At 56.5% G+C, this 16,738-nt stretch carries 18 protein-coding genes and 2 tRNA genes; 7 read left to right on the top strand and 13 right to left on the bottom strand.

The annotated features are described in order from the left end of the window. The first annotated feature begins 112 nt into the window (after nt 1–112). Nucleotides 113–1,708 carry a ribonuclease J gene (locus HXW73_RS09660; RefSeq protein ID WP_186252915.1) on the top strand — a complete coding sequence of 532 codons (1,596 nt, stop codon included), beginning with the start codon at nt 113–115 and terminating at the stop codon, nt 1,706–1,708. Nucleotides 1,709–1,735: 27 nt separating this feature from the next. Here HXW73_RS09660 and moaE read toward each other — a convergent pair whose 3' ends face one another. The 10 genes from moaE to HXW73_RS09710 all read right to left on the bottom strand — a co-directional run bounded on the left by moaE (nt 1,736) and on the right by HXW73_RS09710 (nt 9,548). After that, nucleotides 1,736–2,188 carry a molybdopterin synthase catalytic subunit MoaE gene (moaE, locus tag HXW73_RS09665; protein WP_186252916.1) on the bottom strand — a complete coding sequence of 151 codons (453 nt, stop codon included), beginning with the start codon at nt 2,186–2,188 and terminating at the stop codon, nt 1,736–1,738. A 3-nt stretch (nt 2,189–2,191) separates the two neighbouring features. Beyond that, nucleotides 2,192–2,998, bottom strand: a complete 807-nt coding sequence (gene moaC, locus HXW73_RS09670) for a cyclic pyranopterin monophosphate synthase MoaC (RefSeq protein ID WP_186252917.1) — start codon at nt 2,996–2,998, stop codon at nt 2,192–2,194. 4 nt (nt 2,999–3,002) lie between these two features. Next, on the bottom strand, nt 3,003–3,566 hold the full coding sequence (gene mobB, locus HXW73_RS09675; protein WP_186252918.1) for a molybdopterin-guanine dinucleotide biosynthesis protein B: 564 nt from the start codon (nt 3,564–3,566) through the stop codon (nt 3,003–3,005). 27 nt (nt 3,567–3,593) lie between these two features. Further along, nucleotides 3,594–4,841 carry a uracil-xanthine permease family protein gene (locus HXW73_RS09680; protein ID WP_186252919.1) on the bottom strand — a complete coding sequence of 416 codons (1,248 nt, stop codon included), beginning with the start codon at nt 4,839–4,841 and terminating at the stop codon, nt 3,594–3,596. 89 nt (nt 4,842–4,930) lie between these two features. Next, complete coding sequence (gene upp, locus HXW73_RS09685; RefSeq protein WP_186252920.1) at nt 4,931–5,560, bottom strand: uracil phosphoribosyltransferase; 630 nt, start codon at nt 5,558–5,560, stop codon at nt 4,931–4,933. A 91-nt stretch (nt 5,561–5,651) separates the two neighbouring features. Then, on the bottom strand, nt 5,652–6,335 hold the full coding sequence (ung, locus tag HXW73_RS09690; RefSeq protein ID WP_186252921.1) for a uracil-DNA glycosylase: 684 nt from the start codon (nt 6,333–6,335) through the stop codon (nt 5,652–5,654). A 2-nt stretch (nt 6,336–6,337) separates the two neighbouring features. Then, nucleotides 6,338–6,817, bottom strand: a complete 480-nt coding sequence (gene gpt, locus HXW73_RS09695; RefSeq protein ID WP_186252922.1) for a xanthine phosphoribosyltransferase — start codon at nt 6,815–6,817, stop codon at nt 6,338–6,340. 7 nt (nt 6,818–6,824) lie between these two features. Continuing rightward, nucleotides 6,825–7,370 carry an adenine phosphoribosyltransferase gene (locus HXW73_RS09700; RefSeq protein WP_089706872.1) on the bottom strand — a complete coding sequence of 182 codons (546 nt, stop codon included), beginning with the start codon at nt 7,368–7,370 and terminating at the stop codon, nt 6,825–6,827. Between the two features lie 30 nt (nt 7,371–7,400). Further along, nucleotides 7,401–8,699: an NCS2 family permease gene (locus HXW73_RS09705; RefSeq protein WP_186252923.1), complete on the bottom strand. Its 1,299-nt coding sequence runs from the start codon at nt 8,697–8,699 to the stop codon at nt 7,401–7,403. A 219-nt stretch (nt 8,700–8,918) separates the two neighbouring features. Continuing rightward, nucleotides 8,919–9,548, bottom strand: coding sequence for a riboflavin synthase subunit alpha (locus HXW73_RS09710; protein ID WP_186252924.1), 630 nt, complete (start codon nt 9,546–9,548; stop codon nt 8,919–8,921). A 433-nt stretch (nt 9,549–9,981) separates the two neighbouring features. Between HXW73_RS09710 and HXW73_RS09715 the strand changes: the two genes are divergently transcribed. From HXW73_RS09715 to HXW73_RS09730, 4 genes are all read left to right on the top strand, one after another. Further along, nucleotides 9,982–11,025, top strand: a complete 1,044-nt coding sequence (locus tag HXW73_RS09715) for a methionine ABC transporter ATP-binding protein (protein ID WP_186252925.1) — start codon at nt 9,982–9,984, stop codon at nt 11,023–11,025. Beyond that, a complete protein-coding gene (locus HXW73_RS09720; RefSeq protein ID WP_186252926.1) occupies nt 11,006–11,659 on the top strand; it encodes a methionine ABC transporter permease in 654 nt (217 codons plus the stop codon). The genes HXW73_RS09715 and HXW73_RS09720 overlap by 20 nt, the downstream gene beginning before the upstream one ends. Nucleotides 11,660–11,752: 93 nt before the next feature. After that, nucleotides 11,753–12,538 (top strand): MetQ/NlpA family ABC transporter substrate-binding protein, encoded by a 786-nt coding sequence (locus HXW73_RS09725; RefSeq protein WP_186252927.1) that lies wholly within the window; start codon nt 11,753–11,755, stop codon nt 12,536–12,538. Nucleotides 12,539–12,628: 90 nt separating this feature from the next. Continuing rightward, nucleotides 12,629–13,108, top strand: coding sequence for a GAF domain-containing protein (locus HXW73_RS09730; protein WP_186252928.1), 480 nt, complete (start codon nt 12,629–12,631; stop codon nt 13,106–13,108). 103 nt (nt 13,109–13,211) lie between these two features. Here the strand turns inward: HXW73_RS09730 and HXW73_RS09735 are convergent. Both HXW73_RS09735 and HXW73_RS09740 read right to left on the bottom strand, forming a co-directional pair. Continuing rightward, a tRNA-Val gene (locus tag HXW73_RS09735) sits at nt 13,212–13,288 on the bottom strand. 42 nt (nt 13,289–13,330) lie between these two features. Then, nucleotides 13,331–13,407: transfer RNA gene (locus HXW73_RS09740), tRNA-Val, on the bottom strand. Nucleotides 13,408–13,594: 187 nt separating this feature from the next. Between HXW73_RS09740 and HXW73_RS09745 the strand changes: the two genes are divergently transcribed. Beyond that, nucleotides 13,595–14,665, top strand: coding sequence for an endonuclease/exonuclease/phosphatase family protein (locus HXW73_RS09745; protein WP_186252929.1), 1,071 nt, complete (start codon nt 13,595–13,597; stop codon nt 14,663–14,665). On the opposite strand, the gene HXW73_RS09750 is transcribed toward HXW73_RS09745, so the two are convergent. Then, nucleotides 14,662–16,050: a class II fumarate hydratase gene (locus HXW73_RS09750; RefSeq protein WP_186252930.1), complete on the bottom strand. Its 1,389-nt coding sequence runs from the start codon at nt 16,048–16,050 to the stop codon at nt 14,662–14,664. The genes HXW73_RS09745 and HXW73_RS09750 overlap by 4 nt on opposite strands. A gap of 275 nt (nt 16,051–16,325) precedes the next feature. On the opposite strand from HXW73_RS09750, the gene HXW73_RS09755 reads away from it, so the two are divergent. Further along, on the top strand, nt 16,326–16,700 hold the full coding sequence (locus HXW73_RS09755) for a phasin family protein (RefSeq protein ID WP_186252931.1): 375 nt from the start codon (nt 16,326–16,328) through the stop codon (nt 16,698–16,700). Nucleotides 16,701–16,738 lie beyond the last annotated feature (38 nt).

The raw sequence follows: 16,738 nt of genomic DNA on the forward strand, positions 1-16,738 counted from the left end.
CAATTACTTTCTAGGCTTTATTACTCTGATGCATCCACCGCGCGTTCATATTCGTCCCCGTCGCCGCCCTTCCTTACGCCTCTTGCCGTTAGGCGGCTGCGGGGAAATTGGCATGAACCTGACGCTGTATGGGTACGAAGACCACTGGGTCGCCGTAGATTGCGGCATGATGATCCGCCAGGATTTACCCAATGCGCCACTGCAGGTGCCCAACCTGGAAACACCCAAAGCCCTGGGAATCGCACCCCAAGCGCTCTACATCACCCACGGCCATGAAGACCACATTGGTGCGGTCGCATGGCTCTGGCCCCACTGGCAATGCCCCATTTATGCGACGCCACTGGCGGCGGGCTTGCTGCGCCTGAAGTTTGCCGAGCACCAACTCAGTAGCGCCGCCATACGCGTCGTCGAGCCCGGTGAAGCATTAGAAAGCGGGCCCTTCACCCTGCGTTATCTGGCGGTACCCCACTCGATACCCGAGAGCTGTTCGCTGATGGTCATGGCAGGTCGCTATCGGGTATTGCACAGCGGGGACTGGAAGCTTGACCCTGAGCCGATTATCGGTGCGCCGATCGACCAGGCGCAATTCAAGGCGTTGGCACCGGTTGATCTGGTAGTGGGTGATTCCACCAACGCCCCCATACCCGGCCACTCAGGCAGCGAAGGCGATGTCGCAAGAGCGCTGGCCAAGACACTCGCCAACTGCGAAGGCCGCGTCATTGTCTCCTGCTTTGCCAGCAATATCGCGCGGGTGTTAGCAATCGGCCGTGCCGCCTACCAGTGCGGACGGCGCGTCAGCTTGATGGGTCGCTCGATGGAACGCATGGTGGGTGTCGCCCGGGGCCTCGGCTATCTGGATGATTTTCCTGCCGTCGTGCCCGCCCATGACCTGGGGTATTTGCCCCCCGATGAAGTCGTGGTCATTGCCACCGGCAGCCAAGGCGAGCCGCGCGCCGCCCTCCAGCGACTTGCCCAGGGACGTCATCCGCACGTGGACTTACAGCCTGGCGACAACGTAATTTTTTCCGCCAAGGCCATTCCGGGTAACGAGCGTCCCATCGAGCAGTTGAAAAAACGCCTCCAGCAACTGGGCGTTAAGCTATTCGATGAATTCAGCCATCCGCAGCTTCACGCGACCGGGCACCCGGCACAGGACGAAATCACCCGCTTTTATCAATGGCTGACGCCAAGCCACCTGTTGCCGGTCCATGGCGAAAGCCTTCATCAACAGGCCCACCAGCAGCTGGCAGCATCGCTGGGGATTCAAGCGCCCTTGGCGCCGGTCAATGGCGACTTGATCCGCTTCGATCAGCAGGGGCTCCATCTCGAGCAGCACTACCCGCAGCCACCGTGCATCGTCAGCCAGAACAGTGTGGTGCCCCACCCTGGACTGGAGAGCGACAACAGCACCCATCCACGACGGGGTAGTCTCTATCTGGCGTTACCGGTGACTGCCACCCAAACCGGATGGGCACGCGTTGGGCGCCTGATGCTGGATAATACAAGTGCCAACTCACTAGACGAAGACAGCTTCAGTGAATGGCTGGATGATCAGCTTGCCGAACTCCACGCGGATACGCTGGCGGACCTGCGACTGGGCCTCCAGCCGCGTTTGATTGCCTGGCTCGCAGAACGGCTGCAGCATTTACCTGAGGTGCATCTGCAGATTATGGCCAGCGAGCTGCCAGCGACAGTGGTTGACGAATAGCCTTGCCACGCCCGCTATCCCAGAGGGTTACCAGCGGCCGGCATCCTCGATATCCGAATGGCGCTCCTTGACCCAGTAATCGCCGTGGCGACCATGCTCTTTCTTCCAGAACGGTGCCTGGGTCTTTAGCCAGTCCATGATGAAGTCGCAGGCCTCGAAGGCTTCGCGACGATGGGCGCTCGCCACCAGTACTCTGACGATAGCATCACCGGGGCGCATATGGCCGACGCGATGAATAATCGTGACGGCGCTTAGCGACCAGCGCTCTCCCGCCTCTTCCGCGATGCGCTGCAGGGTGGATTCAGTCATGCCTGGATAATGCTCCAGGGTTAACCCTGTAACATCGGGTGTTTCGTTAAAATCACGCACCAAGCCGGTAAAGCTAACGACCCCGCCGATATCCGTGCGGCCTGCAAGGCTGGCTTCATAGCCATAGGCCATGTCAAAAGGCGCCTCTTGAATGCGGATGGTAATGTCCATTTTTTAGCCCCCGGTGACCGGCGGAAAGAAAGCAACCTCGTCATCGTCGGTAATTCGCGCGTCATCATTGACCATGACCTGATTGACGGCGCATAGCGTGCGCTGATCCTGCAATAGCTGAAAACGTTCGTCCTGAGCCGCCAGCGCTACTTTGAGTCCCGCGATATCGCGACTTTCGAGTTGATCAAAGGTCACTACCCGTTCGTTTTCACCCAACTGCTCGCGCAGCTCGGCAAGAAACTTGACCAGCACACAGGGCGAATGACAGCGGCCTCCCAGGCTCACTTCGCCCGCTGCCCCCTGGCCCGTTACAATCGGCGTCGTCGGTTCAGGCACTTCTTCGCGATGATACTCCCCCCGCTGACCGCCGCGTTTGCTATCCAACTGAACCGCGTCGATGCGCATCGTTTTATCGACCGCCTTGCACATATCGTAAAGCGTTAAACAGGCCACGGAGACGGCCGTCAACGCTTCCATCTCGACACCCGTGCGGCCATTCAACCGGCAGGTCACGGTCACATGAACACAGCTTTCATCGGGGTCAACATCAAACTCTATGGCCACTTTGGAAAGTGCCAGCGAGTGACAAAGCGGGATCAACTCATGGGTGCGTTTTGCCGCCTGGATTCCCGCAACACGTGCGGTAGCCAGCACATCACCCTTGGGTAAAGCCCCCTCGCTCAGCTGCTTCAAGGTAGCGGGTTGCATCACAATACGCCCGGAAGCCACCGCTTCCCGGCGCGTTTCCTGTTTGTCTGCAACATCCACCATGCGGGCTTCGCCGCGGCTATTGAGGTGCGTTAACTGCATGGGGTCACCTATCAGTGCGTGAAACATCATTGAGCCGTTGGCCCGCCATCCAATCGATTATCCAGCGTGTAATCGCATCGATATCATCAAGCGCTAGTTGCGTCGTTGCGGCCGACAGAGCGACGGGAGAAGCCCCTTGCAGCGCAACGGCTTCGACGCCCTGACTATGCAGGATTTCCGCATCGCCTATCCCCTCACGATAAAGCACCAGCTTGGCCAGGGGCCATGCCTTAAAGCCTTCCACCAGCACCAGGTCAGGTTCATGCACGGCCACCATTGCCAACAGCTGGTTTAAATCCGGCTCTTCACCGTCTGGCGTTTCCTGCATCAGTGCCAGGCGTTGGCTCGATGCGATCAGCATGGGCGTAGCACCTGCACTGCGTAGCTTATAGCTATCTTTTCCCGGCTGGTCGACATCAAACCGATGATGGGCGTGCTTGATCACCGCCACCTGGACACCCTCTGCCCGCAGCCGAGGTAACAACTGCTCCAGCAGCGTTGTCTTCCCCGTCCCACTCCAGGCAGTAATTCCCAGCACGGGAAAGGGTAGCGATGGATCTAACGGCATAAGTACTCGGCTCCCAATGAAGTAGGGTTAATGGGCGTGATCAGTTTCATCCGCTGACTCCTCAGGCAACAGCCAGTTCAGCACGATACCCACAAGCGCCGCCAGGCTAACGCCTTGCAGCGTAAACTGACCACCGCCAACCTGCATGCCGCCGATACCGAAGACGAGGATTAACGACACGACAACCAGGTTGCGTGGCGCGGTCAACGAGTGCCCTGCCCTGACCAGTGTATTCATGCCCACTACCGCAATAGAGCCAAACAGTAGGGTCATGATTCCTCCCATGACAGGGCCTGGGATAGTTTGCAGCAGCGCTCCCAGCTTGGCGATAAACGCCAACGATATGGCCAGTATCGCGGCCACCACCATATAGCGCGGGTTGAACGCCCGGGTCAGCGTGACGGCCCCGGTTACTTCAGAATACGTGGTATTGGGCGGGCCACCGAATAACGCGGCCGCTATCGTCGCCAGACCATCGCCCAGCAAGGTTCTGTGCAGCCCCGGTTTTTCCAGGTAGTTACGCCGGGTCACCGATCCGATGGCCACCATATCACCAATATGCTCCACCGCTGGCGCAATGGCGACAGGAATCATAAACAGAATCGCCGCCCAGTGAAAACTCGGTGCGGTAAACGCAGGGATGGCCAACCAGCCAGCGTCATGCACCGGCGTGAAGTCGACAAGGCCCATCAGCAATGCCAGGCAATAACCCACGACAATACCGCCCATAATGGGAATCAAGCGCAGCAAACCGCGGCCGAACACGGCCAATACCAGGGTTACCAGCAGGCTTGCCATTGAAAGGAAAAGCGCCGCGCCATACCCGATGTGGTCGCTGGTTTCACCGGTGGCCATATCCACCGCTACCGGCGCCAGGGCAAGGCCAATAACCATAATCACCGGGCCGACCACGACAGGTGGCAACAGCCGATGAAGCCAACCGGTACCCTTGACGCGCACCGCCGCCGAGATAGCCACGTAGACCAGGCCAGCCGCCATCAAGCCCCCAAGCGTTGCTGATACACCGAAGCTGGCAATCGACCCCTGAATCGGCGCAATGAAGGCAAACGAAGAGGCCAGGAAGACCGGCACCGTCAAGCGGGTCACGGTATGAAACAGCAGCGTGCCTATCCCGGCGGTAAACAACGCAACGCTTGGATCAAGCCCAGTCAACAGCGGCACCAGGACCAAGGCACCAAACGCCACAAATAGCATTTGCGCACCGGTTAGCAACACGCGAGGCCAGGATTCAGACTGGCTAGGCGTATCATTCATTATGCAAACTCCTCACAGGTCGTTGGGGTAATGCTGGGCAAAAAAATGCCCCTAACGTAAAACGCCAGGGGCCGCTGAATCATCAAACCTTATCGGGTGCCGAAAATTTTATCGCCCGCATCGCCCAGACCAGGGACGATATAGCCGTTATCGTCCAACCGCTCATCCACCGACGCCGTATAAATCTCGATATCCGGATAGGCTTCCTGGACTCGCTTGATCCCTTCGGGAGCCGCCACCAACACGATCACCTTCATATTCTCGCAGCCACGCTCACGCAGCATGTCCAATGTCGCAACCATTGAGCCCCCGGTGGCCAACATTGGGTCAATGACGATGGCCATGCGCTCTTGGATGTCATTGGCGAACTTGGCAAAATAGGGTACCGGTTGCAGCGTCTCCTCATCGCGGTATAATCCGACAACGCTGACGCGGGCGCTGGGAATCAGGTCAGTGACACCCTCGAGCATGCCAAGCCCGGCACGCAGAATCGGCACCACCGTGACCTTCTTGCCTTTCAGGCGACGCGTCTCAATCGGCTCCCCATTCCACCCTTCAATCGTATGATCTTCGAGCTCAAGTCCCTTCGTTGCTTCATAAGTCAACAGCTTGGCCACTTCCCCCGCCAACTCACGAAAGCTTTTGGTACTTAAATCCATTTCGCGCATCAGTCCCAGTTTATGCTGAACAAGCGGATGGTTAATGGCATGGACACTCATGGGACTTCCTCACAGCAAGTGGTTATGGGCAACGCGGGTGATCACAAACGTGCAAAATCGGGCAGTATTCTACCCGTAAGCCGTCACCAGGTTAAGGGGTGGCGGGTAATTGCCAATCAACAGGCGCGCGCCCGTGCTCTTCAAGGAAATGATTCGCCCGGGAAAAATGGCGGGTGCCAAAAAAGCCGCGGTGGGCGGATAGCGGCGACGGGTGCGGCGCTTCCAGCACCAGGTGGCGCTGGGTGTCTATCAACGCCTTCTTCTGCCGGGCGTGGCTACCCCAGAGCAGAAAGACGCTAGGCAACGCATGCGCACTTACCGTCTTGATCGCGCTGTCCGTGAAAGACTCCCAACCTTTACCCCGGTGTGAGGCAGCGTTGCCCTTCTCGACCGTCAACGACGTATTGAGCAGCAACACCCCTTGCTTCGCCCAGGCTTCCAGATGCCCGTGCTTGACGGGCTCGGTGCCTACATCGCTAGCCAACTCCTTGTAGATATTGACCAGCGACGGCGGAACCGGCACCCCCGCCTGAACGGAAAAGCATAGCCCGTGCGCCTGATTGGGGCCGTGATAAGGGTCCTGCCCTAGGATCACCACCTTGACGTCATTGAGAGGCGTCAACTCGAACGCGCGAAACCACTGCGATGAATGCGGATAAATGACTTTCTTGGCCGCCTTTTCCTCGGCCAGGAAACGTTTCAGTGACTGCATGTAGTCGGTCTGAAACTCATTGCCAAGCCACTGATTCCAGTCTTCGGGAAGCGGGGTCGACATGATTATTTCTTCACTTGGTCCACCAGAGGTTCAACGTAGGCAACGCCCATATCCCAGGGGAACTGGATCCAGCAGTGCTGGGCCACTTCGGTTAGATACTGGTCAACCAAGGGGCGCCCTTCGGGCTTGGCGTAGATGGTGACAAAATGCGCCTTGGGCAACATCTCGCTGACTGCCCGCGCGGTCTTGCCGGTGTCCACCAGGTCATCGACCAGCAGCCAGCCCTCACCGTCGTGATCAACCCCTTTCAGGACATCCAGCCCCCCCTGATCCATATGGTCATAGCTTTTAATGCACACGGTATCAATCAGCCGAACGTTCAGCTCGCGTGCAATCAAGGCAGCGGGAATGAGACCACCACGGGTAATCGCCACGATCCCTTTGAAGTCACGCTCGACCAACTGATGGCAAAGCTGGCGGACATCGCGGTGAAGCTGATCCCAGGAGACGGTAAAGTGCTGATGGTAGCGTTCACTGCTCATAAGTTCGTTACTCGTCTTCTGTGAAAGAACAAACCGCGAAGACGCTGTAGCCCGCATCGCGAATTTTTTGCGAACCACCCAGTTCAGGCAGGTCAATAATGGTCGCTGTTTCGACCACATGCCCGCCGCTGCGCTGGATAAGATTGGCCGCCGCCAGCATGGTGCCGCCAGTGGCAATCAGGTCATCCATCAGCAAAATGCGGTCGTCTTTCTGGAACGCATCCGAGTGAAGCTCGACCTCTGAATGACCGTATTCGAGCGTATAGGTTTCGCTGATGGTCTTGAACGGCAGCTTGCCTTTCTTGCGAACCGGGACAAAGCTGCAGCCCAACTCATAGGCCAGGGGCGCCCCGATAATAAACCCACGCGCATCAATCGACGCGATGGCATCCAGGTTCATTTCCTGGTAGCGGTGTACAAAGCTGTCGATCAGCTTGCGAAATGCCGCGCTGTTTTGTAGCAGCGGGGTAATGTCACGAAAATTGACCCCCTGCTCAGGCCAGTCAGGTACTGTGCGTATTACGGACTTGATGTAATCGCCGTAGATGCTCATCGCGTCTCTCATTGGATTAATAAAACCACGTTAGTCTAGAAACAGAAATTTCACCGCAAACAGCAGTGCCAGAATAATCACCGCTGGGTTGAGGTCTTTGAAGCGACCCGACAGAGTCTTGATCGCCGCATAGCTGATAAACCCAAGGGCAATGCCCTCAGCAATCGAAAAGGTCAGCGGCATTGCCAGCGCGGCAATCAAAACAGGCGCGGCGTCAGTGGGGTCTTCCCAGTTGGCATGCGCCAGGCTACCTGCCATCAGCACGGCCACATAGAGCAGCGCTCCGGCGGTGGCAAAAGCGGGAATTGAGCCTGCCAGCGGAGCAAAGAACAAGCTGATCAGGAAGAGCACGGCCACCACGACCGCCGTCAAACCAGTCCGCCCACCCGATGCAATACCTGCCGTCGACTCAATATAGCTGGTCGTGGTCGAGGTCCCCAGGGCAGCACCCGCCATTGATGCCGTGCTGTCGGCCATCATGGCGCGACCCAGGCGCGGCAGCTTGCCGTTTTCATCCAACAGCTTGCCACGCTGCGCAACACCTACCAGCGTGCCGGACGTATCGAACAGGTCGACAAACAGGAAAGCAAAAATAACGCTGAGCATGGCGACATCCAGTGCCCCCATCAGGTCCATTGCCATGAAGGTTGGCGCAATCGAAGGCGGCATGGACATGAGACCACCGTACTCGTTATGCCCAAGTACCATCGACGCAATGGTAATCCCCAGGATACCGATCATGACCGCACCGGTAACTTTCAGATACGACAGCGCCGTAATCACGAAAAAGCCCAAGAGCGCATAAAGTGCCGCAGGCTCGGAGAGATCCCCTAGCGCAACATAGGTGGCGTCATCAGCCACCACGATACCGGCATTTTTCAATGCGATCATGGCCAGGAACAGGCCAATACCCGCGGCAATGCCCAGGCGCAGTGAAAGCGGAATAGAGTTGATAATCCACTCACGGATCTTAAAAATACTCAGCAGGAAGAAACACAACCCTGAGAAGAAGACGGCCCCTAGCGCCGCCTCCCAGCTATACCCCATCCCCAGCACGACGCCGTAGGTAAAAAACGCGTTGAGCCCCATACCGGGCGCCTGGGCAATCGGATAGTTCGCCCAAAGTCCCATGATAAGACAGCCGATAGCGGCAGCAACGCAGGTGGCAACAAATACGGCTCCGTAGTCCATCCCGGCTTCCGAGAGGATACTGGGATTGACGAAGATGATATAAGCCATCGTCAGGAAGGTGGTTATCCCGGCGATCACCTCTGTCTTGACGCTGGTTTTGTGTTCAGTGAGCCCGAACTGCTTATCCAGAAAATTCATAGGTATTTTTATCCTTCGCGTAAACGCTGAATGCGCCCTGGCAGCGCGAAAAGCCGCACATATTACCGAAAGGTAACGCCTGATGCGAATACCTTGTGCAGCTGTCGAACGTGGGCTGATGCCCGTCTATTACTTTCCATCGCTTAGCATAAGCAAACTTCAGGCCACCTTCTAACCAATCGGTCAGAAACACAAAGCCACCCTTGCTAATACTGACAATCAGCGCATTTGGCTAGCCAGAACACGCTCAACGGTTTCAACAATCACCTGGGTCTGGGGATCAATTTCAATATTGACCTGGTCGCCTGGCAACCGCTCACTAAGGACCGTCCGGTTCAGCGTCTCGGGGATCAGATTCACGCTGAACTCAACGCCTTCGCCCTCGACCGAAGGTCGCACATCGCCAATCGTCAGACTGATCCCATCGACGCCGATATAGCCTTTCTCAAATACAAACCGCCCCACTGAAGCCGGTAACGCAAACCACAGCCGACGGTTGTTGGGCGCTTCATCAATGGCGATCACTTCCGCCATACAAATCACATGGCCCGACATCGAATGCCCGCCAATCTCATCGCCAAAGCGTGCCGCTCGCTCAATATTGACGCACTGCCCGACCTCGACTGCACCAAGATTGGTCAGCCGAAGCGTTTCGCGCATCAAATCGAAGCTCACCCGGTCACCTGAAATGTCCGTGACCGTCAAACACACACCGTTGTGCGACACCGAAGCGCCAGTTGCCAATCCCTCGCGCAATGTATCAGGCATTTTCACCACGTGCGTACGAAACTTATCAAGCTCATGCACTTCCACGACTTCTACCTTGCCTTGCACGATGCCAGTAAACATAGCGCCCTCGCTTTAATTGATCCGTGCGCAAGCTTACTACTGCACAAACCTGTTTGTGCACCCCAAAGGTATGCGCGGCCAATCAACGTAAGTCAGTATTCACGCCTGCCGAAAACTCAGGCCTCCTAAGAAGAGAAATTAACACTTTTAAATAAGCAAAAATCAGTTAAAAAAATTATTAAATTTAACAGCCACATAAGATATTGTGCTTTTGATTTGACATCCCATTGCAAGCTATTTAGACTTTCGCCGCAAATGTAAAGACGCCGATTTGTACCCAGATTGCGGGCGTCCGCCGAGTGAATGCTTGGTGAAGTGCAGCTAAAAGGGTGTGTCCAGCGTTGATGGCCACCCGAAAGGGTGGCCTTTTTTATTCCCTCTCCTACGCTTGCGCGCTCACCTTCGTCTTCGGCCTATAGAAAAGGCAGACGCCATGATCGAACTAAATAATGTCAGCAAAACCTACGGTTCCGGCCGCGACGCCGTTCACGCCCTCAAGGGCGTTAACTTGGCGATCCCCAAAGGGGCCATTCACGGTGTTATCGGGCTGTCCGGTGCGGGCAAGTCGACGCTGATTCGCTGCGTCAACCTGCTGGAGCGCCCCACCCAGGGCACGGTGACCGTCGATGGGCAAGAGATCACACGATTGAGTAACACGGCGCTGAACCAGGCTCGCCACCGCATCGGCATGATCTTCCAGCACTTTAACCTGCTCACCACCCGCAACGTGTTCGACAACGTAGCGCTGCCACTGGAACTGATGGGCCAACCCAGGCGCGATATCCGTGATCGCGTGAGCCCACTGCTTGAAATGGTCGGCCTTTCGGACAAAGCGGATCAATTTCCAGCGCAGCTATCCGGCGGGCAGAAACAGCGCGTTGCGATTGCCCGGGCGCTGGCCAGCAATCCTCGCGTCCTGCTGTGCGATGAGGCCACCTCGGCACTGGACCCGCAGACGACCAGCTCAATCCTCGAGTTGCTTCGCGATATCAACCAACAGCTCGGCATCACCATTTTGCTGATTACCCATGAAATGGAAGTGGTGAAATCGATCTGCCACCGTGTCGGCCTGATATCTGATGGCGAATTGGTCGAGGACGCCGAAGTAGGCGATTTCTTTACCGCACCTCGCACCCAATTGGGGCGCGAGTTTCTCAACGATTTTCTGCAGCTGTCTCCGCCCAAGGAGCTGCTTGAACGCCTCAGTGACAACCCCGATGCCAACGCACACCCGGTCGTGCGGCTTACATTTTCAGGGGATGCGGTATCCACGCCGCTGATTTCACGCCTGGCGCGGGATTGCGGTGTCGACGTGAGCATCCTGCAGGCCAAGGTGGAATCGATTCAGGAAAGAACGCTTGGCTTGATGATTGCTGAACTGCTGGGCACATCAGAGCAGACGCAAGCCGCTATGGACTACTTGGCAGACCATCAATTACAGGTAGAGGTATTAGGCTATGTCCAGCGCAATGATTGAGCTTATTCTTCAGGCTACGCTCGACACCCTCTACATGGTCGGCGTATCAGGGGTGATTTCTACGTTACTCGGACTGCCGCTGGGCGTGATGCTCTATGTGACGCGACCCAGGCAGATTCTGGCAAAGCCTTTACTGAACCACACCCTGGGCATTGTGACCAACGTGGGCCGCTCCATTCCGTTTATTATCTTGATGGTGGCGATTATTCCCTTCACGCGAATGCTGGTGGGTACCTCTATCGGCATCAATGCCGCTTCGGTACCACTGACCATTGCCGCAATTCCGTTCGTTGCCCGGCTGATCGAAGGCGCCCTCAATGAAATCTCACCGGGTTTAATCGAGGCTGCCCAGGCCATGGGCGCAACACCGTGGCAAATCATCACCAAGGTGCTTATCCCCGAAGCGCGCGGCGGCATTATTACCGGTTTGACCATCACGCTGGTTACGCTGGTCAGCTACTCCGCCATGGCAGGCGCTGTCGGCGGCGGCGGTCTGGGTGATCTGGGCATCCGCTACGGCTACAGCCGATTCAACCCGACCATCATGCTCATCACCGTGGTGGTGCTCGTTGTCATGGTGCAGGGCTTCCAGAGCCTAGGGGATTACTTGGTACGCAAAACCGACCGTAAGTAACCGCATTGCTTTTCAGTGGACATATAACGAAAAAGCATTAAAATTACTTCTATTATCACCATTAATCAAAACCGACATTCGACAGGAGTTGCTATGAAGACATTAGCCCTTGGCACCATTACCGCACTCGCACTGGCCGTTAGCGCCAGCGCCCAAGCCGCCAGCATCAAGATGGGCACCGTTGCCGGCCCTGAAACCGAAGTCATGCAAGTCGCTGCCCGCATCGCCAAGGAAGAATACAACCTTGACGTCGAAATTATCGAATTCACTGACTACGTAACGCCTAATGCGGCATTGGCCGATGGCAGCCTCGACGCCAACGCCTACCAGCATGAGCCCTACATGATGTCGATGGTGAACGATCGTGGTTACGATTTCGCCATCGCAGGCTACACCTTTGTTTACCCCATCGGTGCTTACTCAGAGAAGTACGATAGTATCGATGAACTGCCCGAAGGTGCCCAGATCGCGCTACCCAATGACCCTTCCAACGAAGGTCGCGCGCTGATCCTGATGCATAATGAAGGCCTCATCACGTTGAATGATCCCGAGAACCTGGAAGCGACACCTATCGATATCGCCGAGAACCCGAACGACTACCGTTTCCGCGAAATCGAAGCCGCCCAGCTACCGCGCGTTTTGCCGGATGTTGACATGGCTTTCATCAACAACACCTTCGCCCAGCCTGCTGGCCTGAGCCTTGACGACGCGCTGATCAAAGAAGGTCCGGAATCGCCCTACGTCAACCTGATTGCCGTTCGCGGCGGCGATGAAGACCGCGAAGAGATTCAGCAGCTGGTCAGCGCCTACCAGAGCGAAGAAGTGATCGAGAAAGCCGAAGAACTCTTTGATGGTGGCGCCGTGCCGGGCTGGGAATAAACCTCGCCTCAATCAGACAAGAGACCAACGATGCCGGGCCGACAACTGTCGGCCCGACGTCGTTATGGACATGCATAACCAGGAGCCACCATGTCACTTGATACCGTCAACTATGATCTTCTCGATAGACAGCTCGCCTCACTACTGGATACCCGCGACTGGCTAACCAATAGCGCACAGACCTGCGCCTTCATCATGCAGTCGCTACCCCACTTGAACTGGGTGGGTTTCTACTTGCAACGTTCTGAGCAGATACTTGCGCTTGGGCCTTTTCAGGGTAAGCCCGCCTGCCACCCGATTCCGTTCAGCAAGGGTGTTTGCGGTGCAGCAGCGCGAACGCTTGCTACCCAGCGCGTTGACGACGTTCACAGCATTGCCGACCATATTGCCTGCGACATAGAGTCCCGGGCAGAACTGGTCGTGCCGATTGTCAGCAATGAACAGCTATGGGGTGTGCTGGATATCGACAGTCCCCTGGAAGCACGCTTTAGCCAAGAAGACCAAGCCGGTATTGAAGCATTACTGAATACCTTTAAACGCCAAACCGACCTGCCTGTCTGGAATCACTGACGGACTGGGGTCTCTGACAGACAAACGTGGCATTTCTCACGCAAATCACGCAAAAACAAAAACGCCCCGTCATGGTGAAGATAACGGGGCGTAATCGAAAATCTGGTAGGACCAGGCGGATTTGAACCGCCGACCTCCACGATGTCAACGTGGCGCTCTAACCAACTGAGCTATGGTCCTGAAAAATACAGTTGCTAGCCAGCCGTTTAACGGCAATCGGAATGGTAGGACCAGGCGGATTTGAACCGCCGACCTCCACGATGTCAACGTGGCGCTCTAACCAACTGAGCTATGGTCCTGCCGAGCAACGGATGAGTATTTTACGTTTCCCGTACTGAATTGCAAGCGATTTATCGGCTTTACCGAGCATCGTCAGGCACTGGCAGTAACTTCATCACGAGGCGTTTATCGGGCCGCCCAAACAAACCGGGTGCTACACTGGAACAGTACCCATCGACGAACGCACGACAACACGGGAGACCGGCCATGCTAGGCCTATTGCTGGGAAGCATCGCGATCGTCTTATTACTGGCAACACTGATTGCCCGCATAAGGCTGCGCTGGTGGTGGATTCGTAGCTGTGAATTTCCACGCTTGCAGATTGCCAGCCTTGCCACTGCCTGCTTTATAGCGGCGCTTTTCATGCCAGTCTCGCCCAGATGGCAAATGATCACGATCGTCATTTGCCTAGCCGTCATTATCATCCAGGCGTGCTATATCCTGCCCTGGACGCGCCTCTGGCCAAAACAGGTCCGCTCAGTCAACGCTTGCAATGAAGCCCGCGACATCACGCTGCTCGTCGCCAATGTCCTAACCCCTAACCGCCAGTCTTCTGACCTCATCGATCAGATCCACGCACACCAGCCCGACATCATTCTCACGCTGGAATCTGATCAGTGGTGGCAGGACCAACTGGACCCGGCGCTAGACACACAGTGGCCATATAGCGTTAAGATCCCCCTCGACAACCTCTACGGCATGCATCTTTACTCGCGCCTACCGCTTGAGAACACCTCTGTCGAGTGGCTTATCCAGGACGACATCCCCTCCATCCATACCCACGTCAGGTTGCCGGGTGGCGAGGCGATACGACTGTTTGCCGTGCATCCACGACCTCCCGCCCCGGGTGAAAGCGATAAGTCGCTCTGGCGTGATGCCGAGCTTCTATGGGTGGGTAAGAAGATCCAGCAGACACCTGAGCCAACGCTGGTCGCCGGCGACCTTAACGACGTCGCCTGGTCGCGCACTACTCGGCGCTTCTGCCGCGTTGCCGGCATGCTGGACCCTCGCCGCGGGCGGGGGATGTACAGCACATTTCACGCTCACTACCCGATTTTGCGCTGGCCCCTCGACCATATTTTTGTCAGTGAGCACTTCACCCTTGGTAGCATGCATCGCTTGAAAGGCTTTGGCTCTGATCATTTCCCCATGCTTGCCACGCTGTGCTACCGGCCCAACCGCAAGGATGAGCATGAAACACCCGAGGCAAGCGCGGAGGAAGAAAGCGAAGCGAGCCAGACCATTCGCCAGGGTCAGCGCGAAGAGCAGCAGACTTAACCGTTGTCGTTATCGGGCACGCCGCCTCGGGTGAGCGCCTCTGGGTCAAGCAACCGCTCAAGGCGGTCACGCCCAAGGTCGGTGTGCTCTTCGGCGACATCAATGATCGGCCGTCCGGTTTGATAAGCTTCTTTGGCAATAGCCGCCGCCGCATTGTAGCCAATCGCGCTGTTAAGTGCCGTGACCAGAATGGGATTGCGAGCGAGCGGTGCTTCAATGTTGTCTTTACGCACCTTGAACGTCGCAATGGCAAGGTCGGCTAACAGCCGCGTGGTATTGGTCATCAGCGTGATGCCCGTCAGCAGGTTATACGCGACCAGGGGCAGCATGACGTTCAACTGAAAATTCCCGCTCTGCCCGGCCACTGTTATCGCTGTATCCAGACCAATGACCTGCGCGGCCGCCTGTGCAGCCGATTCCGGAATGACCGGGTTCACTTTACCGGGCATGATCGAGCTGCCCGGTTGAAGCGCCTGAAGCTCGATTTCGCCCAGCCCGGCAAGCGGCCCGGAATTCATCCAGCGCAGGTCATTGGCGATTTTCATGACAATGCAAGCCAAGCCCTTGAGATGCCCGGAAAGCTCCACGGCCGCATCTTGGGAGGCGATGCTGGCAAAAAAGCTATCGTTGGGCTTAAAAGACAGCCCTGTTTGCTCACTTAGCTGAGTAGCCACCTGATCGGCAAACCCGACCGGTGCGTTAATCCCTGTCCCAACGGCTGTACCGCCCTGTGCCAGCCGACATAGCCGCGTCAGGCAGCTATCCAGCCGCTCAATGGCCTGCCCCAGTTGGCTCGACCACGCGCCCAGTTCCTGATCCATACGCAGCGGCATGGCATCCATCAGGTGCGTACGGCCGGTCTTGACCACATCCGAAAGCTCGTCAGCCCGAGCATCGACGGTATCGCGAAGATGCACCAGCGCCGGGCGCAGCGACTCATGGACCGCCAATGCAGCCGATACATGTATCGCTGTCGGAATCACATCGTTACTCGACTGCCCCATATTGACGTGATCATTGGGCAGGACCTCAACCCCACGACGGCTGGCCAAGGTGGCGATGACTTCATTGACGTTCATGTTGCTGGAAGTGCCCGAGCCGGTCTGAAACACATCCACCGGAAAGTGCTCGTCGTGGTCGCCATTGATCACTTCCTGGGCGGCCTGCTTAATCGCGTCGGCGCGATCCGAATCGAGCTCACCCAGCGCTTGGTTTGTCTGAGCAGCGGCAAGCTTGATGCGTGCAATCGCGTGGATAAACGCAACCGGCATCGGGGTGTGCGAGACCGGAAAATTATTCACCGCGCGTTGCGTCTGGGCGCCATACAGCGCCTCAGCAGGAACGTCCAATTCCCCCATACTGTCGCGTTCAATGCGCGTTTTCATGGTAATCCTCCTTGTCGAGATCGGCAGGTAAACGCCAGCATGATAGTTAACCAGCGTTCAATCGTGGAACGGGTTTAACTCTAGACTAGTGCCCGCAGTATAGAACTCAAGCGGTCTGGCTTCAGCCTTGTTGCTGAATCATGTTGCACTGCACAAAAAGGCCTGCTATGCTGCAACGCATAACACAAGGGAAAGCACCACAGGACGACACTTCGTCTGGCGCTGCTACCCACTTTATCTAGACGCGTTAGCACCGCTAATCAGGAGATTTGACCATGAGTACTTTCAATACCAACGAGTGGACACAGCAATTCGATAATTTCTTCATGGCCCCAGCACGCGCTTATGCCGCGCTGAGCGTCGACATGACAGAAAAGCTTTTCAATGCGCAGCTTGATGCTCAGAAAGCCTACGTCGATACCAGCCTTGCCCAGGCACGCAAGCTGATGAGCATCAAAGACGCTGAAGAACTACGCAGCTATATGGAAAATCAGCAAAAAGTCGCCAAAGAAGTGGCAGAACGCCTCAAGAGCGATGCGGATAATGTCGTTTCTCTACAGCAGGACTTTGTACAGAAAAGCCAAAAGATTACCGAAGACAACATCAAGCAGGCGCAGACAGCAGCCAGCAAGATGGGTAAAACTGCCTGATTGGAATGACTGATCGCTTGCATGACTGAGTGTCATGC

Origin of the sequence: Halomonas sp. SH5A2, assembly GCF_014263395.1 — a bacterium.
Taxonomy (GTDB): domain Bacteria; phylum Pseudomonadota; class Gammaproteobacteria; order Pseudomonadales; family Halomonadaceae; genus Vreelandella.

What these genes read in the sequence shown, in the direction of transcription:
- HXW73_RS09660 (WP_186252915.1), top strand. Translation starts at nt 113, where the DNA reads ATGAACCTGACGCTGTATGGGTACGAAGACCACTGGGTCGCCGTAGAT.
- HXW73_RS09700 (WP_089706872.1), bottom strand. Translation starts at nt 7,370, where the DNA reads ATGAGCATCTACGGCGATTACATCAAGTCCGTAATACGCACAGTACCT.
- HXW73_RS09725 (WP_186252927.1), top strand. Translation starts at nt 11,753, where the DNA reads ATGAAGACATTAGCCCTTGGCACCATTACCGCACTCGCACTGGCCGTT.
- ung (WP_186252921.1), bottom strand. Translation starts at nt 6,335, where the DNA reads ATGTCGACCCCGCTTCCCGAAGACTGGAATCAGTGGCTTGGCAATGAG.
- moaC (WP_186252917.1), bottom strand. Translation starts at nt 2,998, where the DNA reads ATGCAGTTAACGCACCTCAATAGCCGCGGCGAAGCCCGCATGGTGGAT.
- moaE (WP_186252916.1), bottom strand. Translation starts at nt 2,188, where the DNA reads ATGGACATTACCATCCGCATTCAAGAGGCGCCTTTTGACATGGCCTAT.
- gpt (WP_186252922.1), bottom strand. Translation starts at nt 6,817, where the DNA reads ATGAGCAGTGAACGCTACCATCAGCACTTTACCGTCTCCTGGGATCAG.
- HXW73_RS09720 (WP_186252926.1), top strand. Translation starts at nt 11,006, where the DNA reads ATGTCCAGCGCAATGATTGAGCTTATTCTTCAGGCTACGCTCGACACC.
- HXW73_RS09680 (WP_186252919.1), bottom strand. Translation starts at nt 4,841, where the DNA reads ATGAATGATACGCCTAGCCAGTCTGAATCCTGGCCTCGCGTGTTGCTA.
- HXW73_RS09745 (WP_186252929.1), top strand. Translation starts at nt 13,595, where the DNA reads ATGCTAGGCCTATTGCTGGGAAGCATCGCGATCGTCTTATTACTGGCA.
- HXW73_RS09715 (WP_186252925.1), top strand. Translation starts at nt 9,982, where the DNA reads ATGATCGAACTAAATAATGTCAGCAAAACCTACGGTTCCGGCCGCGAC.
- mobB (WP_186252918.1), bottom strand. Translation starts at nt 3,566, where the DNA reads ATGCCGTTAGATCCATCGCTACCCTTTCCCGTGCTGGGAATTACTGCC.
- HXW73_RS09755 (WP_186252931.1), top strand. Translation starts at nt 16,326, where the DNA reads ATGAGTACTTTCAATACCAACGAGTGGACACAGCAATTCGATAATTTC.
- HXW73_RS09710 (WP_186252924.1), bottom strand. Translation starts at nt 9,548, where the DNA reads ATGTTTACTGGCATCGTGCAAGGCAAGGTAGAAGTCGTGGAAGTGCAT.
- upp (WP_186252920.1), bottom strand. Translation starts at nt 5,560, where the DNA reads ATGAGTGTCCATGCCATTAACCATCCGCTTGTTCAGCATAAACTGGGA.
- HXW73_RS09730 (WP_186252928.1), top strand. Translation starts at nt 12,629, where the DNA reads ATGTCACTTGATACCGTCAACTATGATCTTCTCGATAGACAGCTCGCC.
- HXW73_RS09705 (WP_186252923.1), bottom strand. Translation starts at nt 8,699, where the DNA reads ATGAATTTTCTGGATAAGCAGTTCGGGCTCACTGAACACAAAACCAGC.
- HXW73_RS09750 (WP_186252930.1), bottom strand. Translation starts at nt 16,050, where the DNA reads ATGAAAACGCGCATTGAACGCGACAGTATGGGGGAATTGGACGTTCCT.